At 76.2% G+C, this 17183-nt stretch carries 4 protein-coding genes; all 4 read left to right on the forward strand.

All coding sequences use genetic code 11. The annotated features are described in order from the left end of the window. Window positions 1-16 precede the first annotated feature (16 nt). The 4 genes from AKI01S_RS31390 to AKI01S_RS31405 all read left to right on the forward strand — a co-directional run bounded on the left by AKI01S_RS31390 (window position 17) and on the right by AKI01S_RS31405 (window position 17135). Complete coding sequence (locus AKI01S_RS31390; RefSeq protein ID WP_157420276.1) at window positions 17-5779, forward strand: type I polyketide synthase; 5763 nt, start codon at window positions 17-19, stop codon at window positions 5777-5779. Between the two features lie 23 nt (window positions 5780-5802). Next, window positions 5803-11181, forward strand: a complete 5379-nt coding sequence (locus AKI01S_RS31395) for a type I polyketide synthase (RefSeq protein WP_067825836.1) — start codon at window positions 5803-5805, stop codon at window positions 11179-11181. A gap of 79 nt (window positions 11182-11260) precedes the next feature. Next, the gene (locus AKI01S_RS52555) at window positions 11261-15673 is read left to right on the forward strand and encodes a type I polyketide synthase (RefSeq protein WP_067825838.1); all 4413 of its coding nucleotides are present in this window, start codon (window positions 11261-11263) and stop codon (window positions 15671-15673) included. After that, window positions 15663-17135 (forward strand): FAD-dependent monooxygenase, encoded by a 1473-nt coding sequence (locus AKI01S_RS31405; RefSeq protein WP_067825840.1) that lies wholly within the window; start codon window positions 15663-15665, stop codon window positions 17133-17135. The genes AKI01S_RS52555 and AKI01S_RS31405 overlap by 11 nt, the downstream gene beginning before the upstream one ends. Window positions 17136-17183 lie beyond the last annotated feature (48 nt).

The raw sequence follows: 17183 nt of genomic DNA on the forward strand, positions 1-17183 counted from the left end.
GGGGACCCTGCCGGCGGTGCTGTCCGGGCTGGCCGCCGCGCCGTCGCACCGCCCGTCCGGGCACGCCCCGCCGGCACGGCGCCTGGCCGGGCTCACCGGGCCGCGGCGGCACCGGGTGATGCTGGAGCTGGTGCGGGAGCACGCCGCCGCCGTCCTCGGCCACGACGACGCCGACGGCGTCGCCGCCGACCGCGGCTTCACCGAGCTGGGGTTCGACTCGCTGACCGCCGTCGACCTCCGCAACCGGCTGTCGGCGGAGACGGGCCTGCGGCTGTCGGCCACGCTCGTGTTCGACTACCCGAGCCCGCAGGCGCTCGCCGAGCACCTCGCCGGGCTGCTGCCGGGCTCGGAGCGGCAGGCCCCCGCCCCGGCCGGGCCCCGGACGGGGACGGGGACGGACGACGACCCGATCGCGATCGTCGCGATGGCCTGCCGGTTCCCGGGCGGGGTGCGCTCCCCCGAGGACCTGTGGCGGCTCGTGTCCGACGAGGTCGACGCGATCGGCCCGTTCCCCGCCGACCGCGGCTGGAACGTCGCCGACCTCTACGACCCCTCGCCCGAACGGACCGGGAAGTCCTACACCCGCGAGGGCGGCTTCCTGTACGACGCGGCCGAGTTCGACCCCGGCTTCTTCGGCATGAGTCCGCGTGACGCGATGGCCACCGACCCCCAGCAGCGGTTGCTGCTCGAAACGGGCTGGGAGGCGTTCGAACGCGCCGGGATCGATCCCCGGTCGCTGCGCGGCAGCCGCACCGGCGTGTTCACCGGCGTCATGTACGGCGACTACGGTGGCCGTCTCCTGAACGCCTCCCCCGGCGAGTACGAGGGCCATCTCGGGACCGGCAGCGCCGGGAGCGTCGCCTCCGGCCGCGTCGCCTACACGTTCGGGCTGGAGGGACCCGCCATCACCGTGGACACCGCCTGCTCGTCGTCGCTGGTCGCACTGCACCTGGCGGCGCGGGCGCTGCGGGCCGGCGAATGCGACCTGGCGCTGGCCGGCGGCGTGACGGTGATGGCGACCCCGGCCCCGTTCGTCGAGTTCAGCAGGCAGCGCGGGCTGGCCCCCGACGGGCGCTGCAAGCCGTTCGCCGAGGGGGCCGACGGCGTCGCCTGGGGCGAGGGCGTCGGCCTGTTGCTGGTCGAACGCCTCTCCGACGCGCGGCGCAACGGCCACCCGGTACTGGCGGTGCTGCGCGGGTCGGCCGTCAACCAGGACGGCGCCTCCAACGGCCTCACCGCCCCCAACGGCCCGTCCCAGCAGCGCGTGATCCGCCAGGCCCTCGCCGACGCGGGGCTGACCCCGGCCGACGTGGACGCGGTCGAGGCGCACGGCACCGGGACCCCGCTCGGCGACCCCATCGAGGCCCAGGCGCTCATCGCCGCCTACGGGCAGGACCGGCCCGCCGACCGGCCACTGTGGATCGGCTCCGTCAAGTCCAACATCGGGCACGCCCAGGCGGCGGCCGGGGTCGCGGGCGTCATCAAGACCGTCCAGGCGCTCCGGCACGGGCGCCTGCCCCGCACCCTGCACGTCGACAGCCCCTCCCCGCACGTGGACTGGGCGGAGGGGAACGTCGCGCTGCTGGCCGAGGCGCGGGAGTGGCCGGAGCGCGACGGGCCGCGCCGCGCGGCGGTGTCGGCCTTCGGCATCAGCGGCACCAACGCCCACGTCGTCATCGAGGCGGCGGACGCCCCGGAGGCCCCGCCGCGCGACCAGGACGGGCCGGACCCGCGGCCGGTCGTCGCCTGGACGCTGTCGGCCGGGACCGACGACGCGCTCGGCGCGGTGGCCGAACGGCTCCGCGACTTCGTCCGGGAGCACCCCGGGCACCGGCCCGCCGACATCGCCCGTTCGCTCGGCGCGCGGCCGGTCCTCGACCACGGCGCCGCCGTGGTCGGGCGGACCGGGGACGACCTGCTGGCCGGGCTCGACGCGCTCGCGGCGCGGCGCACCGCGCCCGGCCTGGTCCGGGGCACCGCCGGGAGGGGCGGCGCGACCGCGTTCCTGTTCTCCGGCCAGGGGTCGCAGCGACCGGGCATGGGCAGCGGCCTGTACGCGGAGTTCCCCGCTTTCCGGCGGGCGCTGGACGAGCTGTGCGCGCACTTCGACGGGCTGCTGGACCGGCCGCTGCGCGAGCTGATGTTCGCGCCCGCCGGGAGTCCGGAGGAGGACCTGCTCCACGAGACCCGCTACACCCAGCCCGCGCTGTTCGCGCTGGAGGTCGCGCTGTACCGGCTGCTGCGCGGCTGGGGAGTCGTCCCCGACTACCTCATGGGGCACTCGATCGGCGAGTTCGCCGCCGCGCACGCCGCGGGCGTGCTGTCGCTGCCGGACGCCTGCGCGCTGGTCGCCGCGCGCGGACGGCTGATGCAGGAGCTGCCCGACCGGGGGGCGATGGTGGCGATCGGCGCGAGCGCCGAGGAGGTGCGCGCGTCCCTGGCGGGCCGGGACGACACGGTCGGCGTCGCGGCGGTGAACGGCCCGGCCGGGACGGTGGTGTCCGGCGACGAGGTCGCCGTGCTGGAGGTCGTCGACGAGTGGGCCTCCCGCGGGCGCCGCACCAAGCGGCTGCTGGTCAGCCACGCGTTCCACTCGCCGCTGATGCGGCCGATGACCGACGCGTTCCGGGAGGTCGCCGAGCGGGTGCGGTTCGCCGAGCCGACCATCCCGATCGTGTCGACGGTCACCGGCGCCGTGGTCGAGCCGCGCACCATGGCGTCCGCGTCGTACTGGGTCGACCAGGTGCTGCGGCCGGTCCTGTTCGCCCCGGGCGTCGCGACCCTGGACGCGGCGGGGGTCCGCGCCTACCTGGAGCTCGGGTCGGACGCGCTGGCCTCGCTCACCCCGGACTGCCTGCCCGACCGGGACGGCCGCCCGCTGGTCGGCGCGCTGCTCCGCCGGGACACCCCCGAACCGGAGTCGGTCGTCACCGCGCTGGCGCACGCCCGTGTCCGGGGCGTGCCGGTGGACCTGGCGGCGATGTTCCCGGACGGGCGCCGGGTCGAGCTGCCCACCTACCCGTTCCGGCGCGAACGGTACTGGCTCGCCCGGCCGGTCGCCGCCGACACCCCCTCGGGACTGGGCCTGGACGGCACCACCCACCCGTTCCTCGGGGCGGGCGCCGAACTGCCCGACGGCGGGTTCCTGTTCACCGGCCGGATCTCGGCGGAGACCCACCCCTGGCTCACCGACCACGTCCTGCACGGCAGCCCGGTCGTCCCGGCGAGCGCCCTGGTCGACATGGCCCTGTACGCGGGCGGGCGGTCCGGCTGCGACCGGATCGGCGAGCTCACGCTGTCGGCCCCGCTGGTCCTCCCCGAGACCGGCGCGGTCCACGTCCAGGTCGTCGTCGGACCGCCCGGCGGTTCCGGCACCCGGAACGTCACGATCAGGTCCCGTCCCGCGCACCCGGACGACGACGCCGGCTGGACCGGGCACGCGGAGGGCGAACTCGAACCCACCGGGGACACGGCGGAGGACACCGGGGACGCGCCGGCGGACGCCGCGTGGCCACCGCCGGGGGCGACTCCGCAGGACGTCGAGCAGATCTACGCCCGGCTCGCCGACCTCGGCCTCGGCTACGGCCCCGCCTTCCGCGGCCTGCGCCGGGCCTGGCGGAACGGCGAGGAGATCCTCGCCGAGATCCGGCCGCCCGAGGCGGCGGCGTCCGGCTTCCGCCTCCACCCGGCCCTGCTGGACTCCGCCCTCCACTCCGTCGCCTTCGCCCACCCCGACGCGGACGGGGCCGACGGCGTGCCGGTGCCGTTCTCCTGGACGGGCGTCACCGTTCCCGGCGCCGCGCCGGACACCCCGCTCCGGGTCCGGCTGACCACCACCGGCACCGGGTACGCGCTGCGGCTGACCACCGGGACCGGGCAGGAGGTCGCCGCGGTCGAGTCGCTGTCGGTGCGGCGGCTGACCCCCGACCAGCTCGGCTCCGGACGGCAGCGGCGGCTCCGGGCGCGGTTCGCGGTCGCCTGGCCCGAGATCCCGCGGCCCGCGCCGCGGGACCGCGCGGAGGTCCGGATCGGCGCGTTCGACGACGTCGCCGGGCCGCCCGCCCCGACCGGCGCGCCCACGCCCGACGTGCTGCTGCTGGACTGCGCCGCGCTCCACGCGGAGTCCCGCGACGCCGCCGGACGGACCCGCGCGGCGACGCGGCTCGTCCTGGCGGCCGTCCAGAGGTTCCTCGCCGACGACCGGTTCGCCGGTTCCCGGCTCGGCGTCCTGACCCGCTCGGCGGTGGCCGCCGTGGACGGCGACACGGTCGAGGACCTGGCGGGGGCCGCGATCGGCGGGCTGGTGCGCTCGGCCCAGACCGAGAACCCCGGCCGGATCGTCCTGGTCGACACCGACGGCACCGAGGCGTCCGCCCGGGCCCTGCCCGCCGCGCTCGGCTCGGACGAACCGGTCCTGGCGCTGCGCGACGGCCGCGTCCACGCCGCGCGCCTCACCCGCCTCACCGGCGAGGACGGCGCCGCCCCGTTCCCGCCGACCGGGACGGTGCTGGTCACCGGCGGCACCGGCACGCTCGGCGCGCTGGTCGCCCGGCACCTGGTCACCCGGCACGGCGTCCGGCGCCTGCTGCTCACCAGCCGCGGCGGCCCCGCCGCGCCCGGCGCGGGCACCCTGCTCGACGAGCTGACCCGGCTCGGCGCCCACGTCACCATCGCCGCGTGCGACGTGTCCGACCGCGCCGCGCTGGCGGACCTGCTCGCGTCCGTCCCCGGGGAGCACCCCCTCACCGCCGTGGTCCACACGGCGGGCGTGCTGGACGACGCCACGGTCCCCGGCCTCACCGCCGACCGGCTCGACACCGTCCTGCGGCCGAAGGCCGACGCCGCCTGGCACCTGCACGAGCTCACCGCCGAACTGGACCTCGCGCACTTCGTGCTGTTCTCCTCCGCCGCCGGGGTGCTCGGCGCGGCGGGCCAGGCGAACTACGCGGCGGCCAACGCCTTCCTCGACGCGCTGGCCGAGCACCGGTGCGCCCACGGGCTGCCCGCCGTCTCCCTCGCCTGGGGACTGTGGGCGGCGGACGGCGCGATGAGCGCACGCCTCTCGGCCGCCGACCGGGCCCGCATCGGCCGGGGCGGGATCCTGCCCCTCGACGGCGACGACGCGCTGGCGCTGTTCGACTCGGCCCTGGGCGGCGACCGCGCCACGACGACGCTGGCCCGGCTCGACCTGCCGTCGCTGCGCGCGCAGGCCGGACCCGGCGGACCGCCCGCGATCCTGCGCGAACTGGTCGGCGCCGTCCCCCGGCGGAACGAGACCGTCCGGGAACGCGCGCCACTGACGGAACGCCTCGCCGGACGCACCGAGACCGAACAGTTCGACCTGCTCCTGGCGGTCATCCGCACCGAGATCGCGGTCACCCTGGGGCACGCCGGACCGGACGCGGTCGAGCCGGACCGCGGCTTCCTGGAACTCGGCCTCGACTCCCTCACCGCGATCGAGCTGCGCAACCGGCTCAGCGACGCCGCCGGACGGAGGCTGCCCGCCACCACCCTGTTCGACTACCCGACGCCCCGCAGGCTCGCCGCGCGCCTACGCGAACTGCTCGCCCCGGCCGAGGACCCGGACGCGGCGATCCGCGAGGCCATCGCCTCCGTCCCGCCGGAACGGCTGCGGGCGGCGGGCCTGCTGGAGGCCGTCCTCGCCCTCGCCGGCGGCGCCGCCGACACCGCCCGCGACCGGGACGAGGACGACCCGGACCTGCTCGACGCCGACGTCGAGGACCTCGTCCGCATCGCTCTCTCCGACACCGACTCGTGACCGACCCGAACCGAGGGGGACGAATGGACACGCCCGACGAGAAGGTCGTCGAAGCGCTGCGCACGTCGCTGCTGGAGAACAAGCGGCTGCGGCGGCGGCTCCAGCAGCGGGCCGAGGCCGCGACCGAGCCCGTCGCGATCGTGGGCATGGCCTGCCGCTACCCCGGGGACGTGCGGTCGCCCGACGACCTGTGGCGGCTGGTCACCGAGGGCCGGGACGCGATCACCGGGTTCCCCGCCGACCGCGGCTGGACGCTCGACGACCTCTACGACCCCGACCCGGACGCGCAGGGCAAGTCGTATGTGCGCGAGGGCGGCTTCCTGCACGACGCGGCCGACTTCGATCCCGGCTTCTTCGGGATCAGCCCCCGCGAGGCGCTGGCGATGGACCCGCAGCAACGCCTGCTGCTGGAGACCGCCTGGGAGACGTTCGAGAACGCCGGGCTCGACCCCGAGACGCTGCGCGGCAGCCGCACCGGCGTCTTCACGGGCGTGATGTACGGCGACTACGCGACGCGGCTGCGCCGGATGCCGGAGGGCCTGGAGGACCAGGTGGTCACCGGCAGCGCGGGCAGCGTCGCATCGGGACGGATCTCCTACGTCTACGGTTTCGAGGGCCCCGCGGTCTCCCTGGACACCGCCTGCTCGTCGTCGCTGGTCGCGCTGCACCTGGCCGTCCAGGCGCTCCGCAACGGCGAATGCGACCTGGCGCTGGCGGGCGGCGTCACCGTGATGGCCACCCCGATCGCGTTCACCGGCTTCAGCCGACAGCGCGGCCTCGCCCCCGACGCGCGCTGCAAGTCGTTCGCCGCGGCGGCCGACGGCACCTCGTGGGGGGAGGGTGTCGGGCTGCTGCTGGTCGAACGCCTGTCGGACGCCCGGCGCAACGGCCACCAGATCCTCGCGGTGGTGCGGGGCTCGGCCGTCAACCAGGACGGCCAGAGCAGCCAGCTCACGGCCCCCAACGGCCCCTCGCAGCAGCGGGTGATCCGGCAGGCGCTGGCCAACGCCGGTCTGACCCCCTCCGAGGTGGACGCGGTCGAAGCGCACGGCACCGGAACCCCGCTCGGCGACCCCATCGAGGCGCAGGCCGTCATCGCCACGTACGGGCAGGACCGCGACCGGCCGTTGTGGCTCGGCTCCATCAAATCCAACATCGGCCACACCCAGGCCGCCGCCGGAGTCGCCGGAGTCATCAAGATGGTGCAGGCCATGCGGCACGGAGTGCTGCCGTGCACCCTGCACGTGGACGAGCCGACCCCGCACGTGGACTGGGACGAGGGCAGGGTGGCCCTGCTCACCGAGGCCCAGCCCTGGCCGGGCCCGTCCCGCCGCGCCGCCGTCTCCTCGTTCGGCGTCAGCGGCACCAACGCCCACGTCATCCTGGAACAAGCCCCCGAGCCGGACCCGGAGCCCGCAGAGCGGGAAAAGCACACCGGCCCGATGGCATGGCTGCTGTCGGCCCGGACCGAAGCCGCTCTGCGAGATCAGGCCGAACGCCTGCTGGAACACCTGGAAGCCAACCCCGACCTGGACCCGGCGGCGGTCGCCGCCACCCTCGCCACACGCACCGCGTTCCCGCACCGCGCCGCCGTCATCGGCGACGACCTGAAAGATCTCATCGAGCCCCTGACCGCACTGGCCGCCGGTCTCCCCCACAACCGGCTCGTCGAGGGAACCGCGACGGCGGGCAAGACGGTGTTCGTGTTCCCCGGCCAAGGCTCCCAATGGGCCGGAATGGGCCTGGAACTGATGGAGTCCTCCCCGGTGTTCGCCGAACACCTGCGAGCTTGCGACGAAGCATTGCGCCCGCACACCGGCTGGTCACTGCTTGACGTGCTGGGCGACGAGACAGCCCTGGAACGCGTTGATGTCGTCCAACCCGCACTGTTTTCGATCATGGTGTCGCTGGCCCGGCTCTGGCAACACCACGGCGTCCACCCCGACGCCGTCATCGGCCACTCCCAAGGCGAAATCGCCGCCGCCCACATCGCCGGAGCCCTCAGCCTGAACGACGCCGCCAAGATCGTCGCACTGCGCTCCCAAGCCATCCACACCCTGACAGCCAACGGCGCGATGGCCGCCATCCCCCTACCCGCCGACCAGATCCCCACCAGCGACACCATCTCCATTGCCGCCATCAACTCCCCCACCACCACCATCGTCTCCGGCGACACCGACGCCGTGGCCTCCCTGGTCGCCGCTCATCCTGGGGCCAAGACCATCCCGGTGGACTACGCCTCCCACTCACCCCACGTCCAACCCCTCCACGACCACCTACTGGACATCCTGAGCGACATCACCCCCACCACCCCCGACATCCCCATCCACAGCACCGTTAGTGACATCACGACCAACACCCCCTTCGACGCCCGCTACTGGTACGACAACCTGCGCAACACCGTCCAGTTCCACCCCACCCTCACCACCCTGCTGCACACCGGACACACCCGTTTCATCGAAATCAGCGCCCACCCCGTCCTGACCACCGCCATCCAGGACAACCCCGACGCCATCGCCATCGGCACCCTGCGCCGCAACCACGGCACCCCCACCCAACTCCTCCACGCCCTGGCCACCGCCCACACCCACGGCATCACCACCAACCCCCTCCACCCCACCAACCCACACACCCCACTGCCCACCTACGCCTTCCAACACCAGCGCTATTGGTTGGAGGCCACGACCGGGGCGGGTGTCGACGACGTCGCTTCAGCGGGGCTGGAGGAGTCGGCGCACCCGCTGCTCGCCGCCCTCGTCGAGCTGCCCGAGGGCCGGGGGCTCGCGGCGACCGGTCGCGTCGGAACGGACACCCACCCATGGCTGGCCGGGTACCTGGTCCAGGGCACGGCGGTGCTCCCGGCGGTCGCGGTCCTCGACCTGGTGCTGTCCACCGGGCGGCATCTCGGTCTCCACCATCTTGAGGAACTGACCCTGGACGGTCCGATCGTGCTGCCGGAGGACGGCGGGGTGGATCTGCGCGTGCAGGTGTCGGGCCCGGACGACGCCGGGAGGCACACGGTCGGCGTTCACACGCGGTCGGACGGTGAATGGTCCCGGCGCGCCACCGGAGTGCTGGGCGCGGGGGCGGGCGCGGGCGCCGCCGAGACGGCCGGGAACGCCGTCCAGGCCCCGGGCGGGGCGGGTCTCGAACGGCTGGCCCGGCGGCTCGACGCGGCGGGCTACGAGCACGACGGCGTGTACAGGAGCGTGCGCGGGTTCGCCACCGGCGCGGGCGGTGCCGTCCATACCCGGACGGCCCTTCCGGACGGCGTCGGCGCGGACGGGTTCGGGTTCCACCCGGCGTTGCTGGCCGCCGCCCTCGACGGGGCGTTGGCGGAGGCGTCGGCGGAGGCGGAGACCCCGTTCCCCGTCCGGTTCGCCGACGTCCGGTCGCACGCGACCGGCGCCGTCGAGGCCACTGTCCGGTGTTCCGCCGGGGAGGACGGCTCCGTGTCCGTCGCGCTGCTGGACGGCGCGGGCACGCCCCTGCTCACGATCGGCGCGGTCGTCTCCCGGCCGCTCCGCGAGGAGGACCTCACGTCCGCGCCGGGCGGGCCGCTCCACTCCCCGCTGGCGCTGGAGTGGACGCCGCTGTCCCCCGTGCGGGTCGTCGGCGCGCCGCGCGGCGACCTCGCCGACCTGCTGGCCGCTCCGGCCGGCACGGGCGTGCCCGGCGTGCTCACCCTGGCGGTCCCGCCGAGCGACGGGTCCGGTCCGGCGGCCGCGCACGCCACCGCCGAACGGGTGCTGCGGATGATCCAACAGTGGTTGGAGCAGGACCGGTTCGCCGACTCGCGGCTGGTCGTGCTGACCCGGCGCGCCGTCTCCACCGGTCCCGGCGACCCGGTCGCCGATCTTCCGGCCGCCGCCGTCTGGGGCCTGGTGCGGTCCGCCCAGAACGAGCACCCCGACCGGCTCGTCCTGCTCGACCACGACGGCACCGGCTCCTCGGACCGGGCCGTCGACGCGGCCCTCGGCACCGGTGAGCCGCAGCTCGCCCTCCGCGACGGCGTGTGCCTGGTCCCCCGCCTCACGCCCACCGCCGGGGCCGACGGTGACGCACCCGCCCTCGATCCCGAGGGGACCGTCCTGGTCACCGGCGGCACCGGCACCCTCGCCGCGCACGTCGCCCGCCACCTCGTCACCCGGTACGGGGCGGGCCGTCTCCTGCTCGTCAGCCGGCGCGGCCCCGACGCGCCGGGCGCGCAGGAACTGCGCGCCGAGCTGACCGGCGCGGGCGCCGAGGTCACCGTCGCCGCCTGCGACGTCAGCGACCGCGACGACCTGGCCGCCCTGCTCGCCGCCATCCCCGCCGAGCACCCCCTCACCGCCGTCGTCCACACCGCCGGGGTCCTCGACGACGCCGTCCTCACCAACCTCACCCCGCAGCGGCTGCACCGCGTTCTCCGGCCGAAGGTGGACGCGGCCTGGCACCTGCACGAGCTCACCCGCGACCTACCGCTGACCGCGTTCGTGCTGTTCTCCTCCGCCGCCGCAACCCTGGGCACCCCAGGACAAGCCAACTACGCCGCCGCCAACGCCTACCTCGACGCCCTCGCCCACCACCGCCACACCCACACCCTCCCCGCCACCAGCCTCGCCTGGGGACTGTGGACCGACACCAGCGAGATGACCGGAAACCTGAACGAGGGCGACCTCGACCGGCTCTCCGCCACCGGGTTCCGGCCGCTGTCGGCTCCCGAAGCGCTCGACCTCTTCGACGCCGCGTTCCACGACGCCCGCGACCCCCACCTCGTCCTCGCGCGGACCGACCGGGGCGCGATCCGGCGGCACGCGCAGGACGGCACGCTGCCGGTGCTCTTCGAACGGCTCGCCCCCGCCCGGCTGCGGCAGGCCGGTGCGGAGGGCGCGGCGCTGACCGAGCGGCTGCGCGGACTGGACGCGCAGCGGCGCGGGCAGGTGCTGCTCGACGTGGTCCGCGCGCACGTCGCGGCCACCCTGGGGCACGGGTCCGCCGCCGACGTCGCGCCCGGGCAGGCGCTCAAGGACCTCGGTTTCGACTCCCTCACCGCCGTCATGCTGCGCAACCGGCTGGCGGCCGCGACCGGCGTCCGGCTCGCGACCACGCTGGTCTTCGACCACCCCACCGTCATCGCGATCGCCGAGCATCTCAACGAGCGGTTCGGCGACGGCGCGGACGGCGCCACCCCCCTCCAGGCCGAGCTGGAACGGCTGGAGGCGGCGGTGGCCGACGCCGACCTGGACGACGCGGGCCGGGACCGGTTCGAGGCCCGGCTGCGGGCGCTGCTGCTGCGGGTCACCGAGTCGCGGGCGGAACGGGACGCGCCCGTCGACGACGACCTGGCGTCGGTCAGCGACGACGAGCTGTTCGAGGTGCTCGACGAGGAGCTCGGCCTGTCCGGGACCGACCAGCGATGACCCGACACCGTCCGGCCGCGGCCGGACCGCCGCCCGTACCGCCGCCCGCCTGACCGCCGTTCCGGGAGGACTGCCCCGCATGGAGAAGGAAGACAAGCTCACCGAGTACCTCCGGTGGACGACGGCGGAGCTGAAGGAGACCCGCCGGCGGCTCGCCGACCTGGAGGCCGCCCAGCGGGAGCCGATCGCGATCGTCGCGATGGGCTGCCGGTACCCGGGGAACGTCCGGTCGCCGCGGGACCTGTGGCGGCTCGTCGCGGAGGGCGTCGACGCGATCTCGCACTTCCCGGCGGACCGGGGCTGGGACCTCGACGCTCTCTACGACCCCGATCCCGAGCGGGAGGGCACCTGCTACACCCGCGAGGGCGGCTTCCTGTACGACGCGGCCGAGTTCGACCCCGGCTTCTTCGGGATCAGCCCGCGCGAGGCGCTGGCGATGGACCCGCAGCAACGCCTGCTGCTGGAGACGAGCTGGGAGACGTTCGAGAACGCCGGGCTCGACCCCGAGACGCTGCGCGGCAGCCGCACCGGCGTCTTCACCGGCGTCATGTACGACGACTACGGGGCGCGGCTCATGCAGCACACGCCGAAGGGGTTCGAGGGATACCTCGGCACCGGAAGCGCCACCAGCGTCGCGTCCGGGCGGATCGCCTACACCTTCGGGCTCGAAGGCCCCGCCGTCACCATCGACACCGCCTGCTCGTCGTCGCTGGTCGCGATGCACCTGGCGGCGCGGGCGCTGCGCGCCGGGGACTGCGAGCTCGCGCTGGCCGGCGGCGTGACCGTCCTGGCCACCCCCGGCGTGTTCGTGGACTTCAGCAGGCAGCGCGGGCTGGCCCCCGACGGGCGCTGCAAGTCGTTCTCCGCCGCCGCCGACGGCACCGGGTGGAGCGAGGGCGTCGGGCTGCTGCTGCTCGAACGCCTCTCCGACGCGCGGCGCAACGGCCACCCGGTACTGGCGGTGCTGCGCGGATCGGCCGTCAACCAGGACGGCGCCTCCAACGGCCTCACCGCCCCCAACGGCCCGTCCCAGCAGCGCGTGATCCGCCAGGCCCTCGCCGACGCGGAGCTCCGGCCGGGCGACGTCCACGTGGTGGAGGCGCACGGCACCGGCACCGTCCTCGGCGACCCCATCGAGGCCCAGGCGCTCATCGCCGCCTACGGGCAGGACCGGCCCGCCGACCGGCCACTGTGGATCGGCTCCGTCAAGTCCAACATCGGGCACACCCAGGGCGCCGCCGGGGTCGCCGGAGTGATCAAGATGGTGGAGGCCATCCGCAACGGCGTGCTGCCCGCGACGCTGCACGCGGACGAGCCGTCCCCGCACGTCGACTGGACGGCCGGGAACGTCGCGCTGCTCACCGGGGCCCGCCCCTGGCCGGACTCCCCGCGCCGCGCGGCCGTGTCCTCGTTCGGCGTCAGCGGCACCAACGCCCACGTCATCCTGGAAGGGGCGCCGGAGGAGGCGCCGGAGCCCCCGCCGACGCCGGAGCCGGCGCCGGAGCCCGCCCCGGACCGGCCCGTCGCCCTGCTGGTCTCCGCCCGCGACGAGGGCGCGTTGCGGGACGCGGCGCGCGACCTGTCCGCGCTGCTCGACGCCGACCCCGCCCCGCGCCCCCTCGACGTGGCGTACTCCCTGGCCACCACGCGGACCGCCATGCCGCACCGCGCCGTGGTCGTCGGGTCGGGCCGCGCCGAACTCGTCCGGAACCTGGACGCGCTGGCCGGAAACGACCTGCTGCCCGGCCAGGTGGTCGTGGACGAGGCCGCGCCCGGGCCGGGCGGCGTGGCGTTCCTGTTCACCGGCCAGGGCAGCCAGCGGGCGGGCATGGGCCGCGCGCTCGCCGCGGCGCAGCCGGTGTTCGCCGACGCCCTGGCGGCGGTGTGCGCCGAGTTCGACCGGCACCTCGACCGGCCGCTGCGGCCCCTGCTGTCGGCGGCGAAGGGCGAGCCGGACGCCGAGCTGCTGCACCGGACGCAGTACGCCCAGCCCGCGATCTTCGCGGTGGAGACGGCGCTGGTCCGGTTGCTCGACCACTGGGGCGTGCGGCCGGACATCGTTCTCGGGCACTCGGTGGGCGAGCTGGTCGCCGCGCACGTCGCCGGGGTGCTCGACCTCGCGGACGCCGCCGCGCTGGTCGCCGCGCGGGCCAGGGCCATGCAGCGGGCCCGCCCCGACGGCGCCATGATCTCCATCGAGGCGGCTGAGACGGAGGTGATGGAGACGCTCGCCGGGCACGCCGGCCGGCTCACGGTCGCGGCGGTGAACGGACCCCGCGCCACCGTGGTCTCCGGCGACGCCGACGCCGCCGAGGCCGTCGCCGCCCACTGGCGGGACCGGGGCCGCCGGGTCCGGCGGCTCGCCGTCAGCCACGCCTTCCACTCCCCCCACATGGACGACGTCCTGGACGGGTTCCGCGAGACCGCCGAGCGGGTGCGGTTCGCCGAGCCCTCGATCGCCCTGGTGTCCAACCTCACCGGCAAGCTCGCGGACCCGGCCGACCTGTGCTCCCCCGGCTACTGGGTGGAGCACGTCCGGCGGCCGGTGCGGTTCGCCGACGGCGTCCGCGCCCTCCGCGCCGCCGGAGCGGCCTGCCTGCTGGAGGTCGGCCCCGACTCCGTCCTCACCGCGATGGCACGGGAGTGCCTGCGCGACGAGGACGACGGCGGACGGCCGCCGACCCTCGCGCCCCTGATGAACGCCCGGCGCCCCGAGCCGCAGACCGCGCTCCTGGCGCTGGCCAGGGCGCACGCGGCGGGCCACCCGGTCGACTGGGCCGCCGGGTTCGAGGGCACCGGCGCCGCCCGCGTCGCGCTGCCGAACTACCCGTTCCAGCGTCGCGCCTACTGGCTCGACCCCGACACCGACGGCGGCCCGGGAGAGCGTTCGCCCCTGGAGAGCCGGTTCTGGGCGGCCGTCGACGACCAGGACGCCGGGCCGCTGGCCGACGCGCTCGGGCTGTCGGCCCCGCAGCGCGCCGCCCTCGCCGAACTCGTGCCCGTGCTGGCCGACCACCGGCGGCGGGCGCGCCGGCACCACCGGACGGTGTGGCGGCCCGTCGCCGACGTCCCCGCCGCGCGGCCGTCCCGGCGCCCGCTCCTGCTGGTCCCCGAGCACGGCGGCGACCCGGTGCGGCAGGTGGTCGACGCGGTCGGCGACGCCGCCGACCGGATCGTCGTCCCGGCGTCCGTGACCGACGAGGACGGGCTCGCCGCGCTCGTGCGCGCCGGGAACACCGTCGGCGGGGTGGTGTCGCTGCTGGCCCTCGCCGACGGGGCCCCCACCGCCGCCCTGCCGGGCGCGCTGGACCGGGCCGGGGTGGACGCCCCGCTCTGGGTACTGACCCGCGGCGCGGTGGCGGCCGGGCGGCTCGACCCGCCCGCCGCGCCGGAGCAGGCGGCTTTCTGGGCTCTCGGCAGGTTCCTGGCCGAGCGGCACCCCCGCCGCCGGATCAGGCTGGTCGACCTGCCGCACGGGTGGGACGACCCCACGCGGCGGCGGCTCACCGCGCTCCTCCACGGCGACCCCGCCGACACGCACCTGGCGCTGCGCGGACCGGGCCTGTTCACCCCGCGCCTGGTGCGCGTCGCCCCGCCCGGCGACGGCCCCGAGGCCCCCTGGCGGCCCGAGGGCGCGGTCCTGGTCACCGGAGGCGCCACCGGGCTGGGCGGGCACGCCGCCCGCTGGCTGGCCGAGCACGGCGCCGACGTGACGGTCGCCTCCCGCGACCCCGCCGACCGCGACGCGCTCACCCGCCTGGTCGCCGAGCGGCCCCCCACGGCCGTGGTGCACGTCGTCGACGGCGCCCTCGACGCCGCCGCCGCGACCGCCGCGATCGCCGTGGTCGACGAGGTCACGGCGCACCTCGACCTGTCCGCGTTCGTGCTGTGCGCGGAGACGGGGACGTTCGGCGGCGACCCGGTGTCCGCCCACCTGTGCATGGAGGCGCTCGCCCGGCGACGCCGGGAACGCGGCGGACCCGCGCTGGCGCTCACGTTCGGGCCGCTGCCACCGGCCGCCGCCGTCGAGGCGCTCGCGTTCGCGTCCCACGCCGACGTCGCGGCCGTGGCGGTCGCCGACCTCACGCCGCGGACCGCCCCACGGCTCCGGTCCGACCGGGTCTGCGGCGAACTGCCCGAGTTCCGGGACGCGGCCGCTCCCCCGGCCGCCCACGCCGCGCGGACGCTCCTCGACCGGCTCGCGGACGCGGGCCCGGACGAACGCGCCGCGATCCTGCTGGAGGCCGTGCGCGTCCAGGCCGCGGACGTCCTGGGCGTCGACCCGGCCGACGGCCTCGACCCGGACGCCGACCTGCTCGCCCTCGGCCTGTCGTCGTTCGCCGCGCTCGAACTGAGCACCCGGATGCGCGCGGCGGGCCTCGACGTGTCACCGGGCCAGGTCTTCGACCATCCCACCCCCGCCCGGCTCGCCGCGTCCATCGACCCGGCGGCCACCGACCACCGCCCCGGAGGAAACCCCCATGCCCCATGACGTCATCATCGTCGGCGCCGGCCCCGTCGGGCTCATGCTCGCCTGCGAACTCCGGCTGGCCGGAACGGAGGTCGTCGTCCTGGAGGGCCGCGCCGCGCCGCCCGGGCACGCGCCCGGCGTGGCCGTCAACGGAGGCGTCGTCGAGCTCCTGGAGATGCGCGGGCTGATGGACGACTGCCGTCCCGACGGCTTCGAGTTCCCGATGGCCCACTTCGCGCACGTCTGGCTCGATCCCGGGCGGCTCGCCGACCGCCACCCGTACAACTTCTCGCTGCCCCACACCCGGCTGATCCACCACCTCGCCGAACGCGCCCGGGCGCTGGGCGCGGACCTGCGCTTCGGCCACCGCGTCCGCGACCTGGCCCAGGACGCGGACTCCGTCGAGGTCCGGACCGACGGCCCGGACGGCGAGCGCACGACGCGCGGCCGGTACCTGGTCGGCTGCGACGGCGCGCGCAGCGCGGTCCGCCGGGCGGCGGGCATCGGCTTCCCCGGACACGAGGAGCCGTTCCACGGGATCGTCGCCGACCTCCGGATCGACCCCGACCACGTCCTCAACCAGCACCTCGGCGCGAAGGAGCACCCCGCCGGGCTGTTCGCGGTGAGCCCCGTCGCGCCCGGGACCGTCCGGGTGCTGACGGCCCTGTTCGGCGTCGAACCCCCGAGCCGGGACGGCGCCCCCTCGCCCGACGAGGTCCGCGACTGCGTCCGCCGCGTCGCGGACGTCGCGTTCACCGGCGGCGAACCGCTCTGGTCGGCCCGCTGGTCCAACGAGACGCGGCTCGCCGAACGCTACCGCGCGGGCCGGGTGTTCCTGGCGGGAGACGCCGCGCACGTCCACTTCCCCCTCGGCGGCCAGGCCCTCAGCACCGGCCTGGACGACGCGGTGAACCTCGGCTGGAAACTCGCCGCCGACCTCGCCGGGCAGGCCCCCGCCGGGCTGCTCGACACCTACGCGACCGAGCGCCGCCCCGTCGGGGAACGGGCCTGCCGCACGACGCGCGCGCAGGTGGCGCTGCTGCATCCGCTGACCGAGCTCCGCGAGGTCTTCGCCGAGCTCGTGACGTTCCCCGACGTCAACGAGTACCTGGTCACGATGGTCGGCGGCACCGACACCCGGTACCGGTTCACCGACGACGGCTCCGCCCACCCGCTGCTCGGCCGCCGGATCCCGGGGATCGCGGCCGCCGCCCGGTCCGTCCCCGACCTGGCCGCGGCGTGGGCGTCCGGCCGGGGCGTGCTGCTCGACATGGGCGACGGCCCCGACACCCGGTTCGACCTCACCGGCTGGACCGACCGGGTGGCCCTGGTCCGGTCCAAGCCGCTTCCCGGCGTCGACGCCGAGGCGCTGCTGCTCCGGCCCGACGGCCGCGTCTGCTGGGCGACGCGCGGCGGGGACGGCGACGACGGTCTCGCCGAGGCCCGCGCGGCGTGGTTCGGCGGCCCGGCCACCACGGATTAGGGATCACTTAAGCCGCGCACCGCAGCATGACGGTGGCAGGCGAAAAGA

The organism is Actinomadura kijaniata NBRC 14229, from assembly GCF_001552175.1.
Taxonomy (GTDB): domain Bacteria; phylum Actinomycetota; class Actinomycetes; order Streptosporangiales; family Streptosporangiaceae; genus Spirillospora; species Spirillospora kijaniata.